A 2374-nucleotide genomic window follows, 5' to 3' on the forward strand; every position below is an offset into this window, starting at 1 on the left:
TCTTCGTCATCCAGCGGCTGCAGCTGCACGCGGACGCACTGCTGCAGGCGCGAACGCAGGTCCGGCAGCACCAGGCCAAGCTGGTCCGGGCCGTGCTGGGCGGTATACAACAGGGTGATGCCGGCACTGCGCGCGCGGTTGTGGAAATCAAACAGCGCCACCTCGTCCTCGCGCTGCCCGGCCACTGCATCCAGCCCGTCCAGCGCGACCAGGTCGCGCCCTTCCAGCGACTCCAGCGCGGCGCGGGTGCGGCCCACCACCGCCTTCAGCGGCAGGTAGGTCGGCTGGCGGCCGGCCTGTTCGGCCAGCGAGCACATCGCCAGCGCCTGGTGGGTCTTACCGGTACCGGCCGCGCCTTCCAGGTACACCCAGTCGTGCGCGGCCCCCACCGCGATCGCACGCAGCTGCGCCAGCGCACCGTCCGGTGCACCGATGAAGGTTTCCAGTCGCTCGTCCTGCGGGTAGCGCAGGGCAAGCGGCAGCTGCGGAACGACGCTCACTGCAGGTCAGGCGCCTTCGGCGAGGTGTCCACGATGATGGTGGGCTTGTCGATGTAGGAATCCAGCACGATCGCCGACTTCTCGCCGGCATACAGGTCGCTCTGGCGGTAACGCTGGTGCGCATAGCGCAGCAGTACGTTGCTGACCGCGGCCACCGGCAACGCCAGCAGCATGCCCAGGAAGCCGAACAGCTGGCCACCGGCCATCACCGCGAAGATCACCGCCACCGGGTGCAGGCCGATCTTGTCGCCGACGATGCGCGGGGTGAGCACGTAGCTTTCCAGCAGCTGGCCCACGGTGAACACCACGCCCACCAGGATCAGCAGCTTCAGGTCGAAGCCCTGCGCCTGCACCAGCGCCGCACCGATGGCCATCACGATGCCGGTGGTGGCGCCCAGGTACGGAATGAAGCTGATCAGGCCGGCCACCAGGCCGATCAACAGGCCCAGCTTCAGCCCCACCAGCGACAGGCCGGCGGCATACACCACGCCCAGCGCGATCATCACCAGGAACTGGCCGCGGATGAACGCGCCCAGCACCTCGTCGGACTCGCGGGCCAGCTTGGTGATGGTGCCGATGTGGTTGCGCGGGATCATCGACGCCACCCGCTCCACCAGCTTGTCCCAGTCACGCAGGAAGTAGAACGCCAGGATCGGCAGCAGCAGGATGTTGACCACCCAGGTCACCATCGTGAAGCCCGAGCGCGACACGTAGCCGAAGAAGGTCTTGGCGAAGCCGCCAGCCTGCTGCCAGTGGCTGCGTACCCATTCGATCAGCCGGTCCGGGTCCATCCACTGCATGATCTCCAGGCCGGTCTTCTGCTCGAACCACGGAATGCCGGTCTGCATCAGCCATTGCTGGGCCTGCGGGATGGCCGCCACCAAGGTGGCGATCTGGCGCTCGATCATCGGCACCAGGATCAGCAGCGCGGCGGTGATCAGCAGGATCATCGCCACGAACACCAGCACCACGCCGGTATTGCGCGAGCGGCCGGTGGCCTCGATCCGGTCGACCAGCGGGTCGCCCAGCCAGGCCAGCGCCAGGGCCAGCACGAACGGGGTGAGGATCGGGCCCAGCAGCCAGATCACCCAGCCCACTGCCAGCGCCGCCAGTACGTATTTGAGGCGGCGCAGGAACTGCGCGATCTCGGCTTCGGGAGTGAGGATCATCGCAGTCGGTACTCGTTGCTGGCCGGGGGCGGCGGCGTGCCGGGCGCGTCATCGCCATCGACCGGCACCGGCAGCGGGGCCAGCGGCACGATCACGCCGTTGTCGCCGAGCATGCGGTTCAGGCCGGACAGGCCGGTGGTCATTTCCAGCGACAGCTCCAGGCGGTTGCCCGACGCGCGCAGCGGGGTGATGGTGCGCACCACCGGGTTCTCACGCAGGCCGGCGGCCAGGCGCAGGTAGTCCTCGGCACTGTCCAGCCCGCTCACCACGATGGTGTAGCTGCCGGCCGCGCCGGTAGCGGCCCCGGCCTTGGCGTAGCGCCGGACCAGCGCGTCGGCGGTGCCGTCGGCGCCGCTGGCCATGGCACGGCGGGCATCGCTGTCCTTGGTGGTCCACTTGTTCAGTTCCTTGCCACCGTCCACGAATACCCAGTCGGCCACCCAGCCGCCGTTGGCGCGGTATAGCTTGCCCACCAGCTGCATCGGCGGGGCGTAGCGCGAGGAGGCGCGGGCCACCGCGGCGGTGTCCTGGCGCCAGATCGCCCCCACCAGTGCCTGTTCGGCGGCGCTGCCACCGGGCAGGCCCAGCTTGTAGCCGCGCTCGATGGCCCGGTTCAGCAACGGGCGGGCCGCGTTGGCCTGCTGCACGCTGACCAGTCGCGGGCCGCTGCCATCGTCGATGGCCAGCCAGACCACCGGCTTGGGC

General features: G+C 69.3%; 3 protein-coding genes. All 3 read right to left on the bottom strand.

Annotated features, from left to right (window positions below; genetic code table 11):
* Nucleotides 1-500 (bottom strand): DnaA regulatory inactivator Hda (locus DBR34_RS19605; protein ID WP_128098036.1); only part of this gene is annotated, 500 nt, incomplete at its 3' end.
* Nucleotides 497-1669 (bottom strand): AI-2E family transporter, encoded by a 1173-nt coding sequence (locus DBR34_RS19610; protein WP_128098019.1) that lies wholly within the window; start codon nucleotides 1667-1669, stop codon nucleotides 497-499. The genes DBR34_RS19605 and DBR34_RS19610, both read right to left, overlap by 4 nt.
* Nucleotides 1666-2374, bottom strand: a 709-nt coding sequence (locus tag DBR34_RS24180; RefSeq protein WP_258224162.1) for a DUF2066 domain-containing protein, incomplete at its 5' end; no start/stop codon positions are given. The genes DBR34_RS24180 and DBR34_RS19610, both read right to left, overlap by 4 nt.

It is taken from the genome of Stenotrophomonas sp. HMWF003, assembly GCF_003061285.1.
Taxonomy (GTDB): Bacteria; Pseudomonadota; Gammaproteobacteria; order Xanthomonadales; family Xanthomonadaceae; genus Stenotrophomonas; species Stenotrophomonas maltophilia_AP.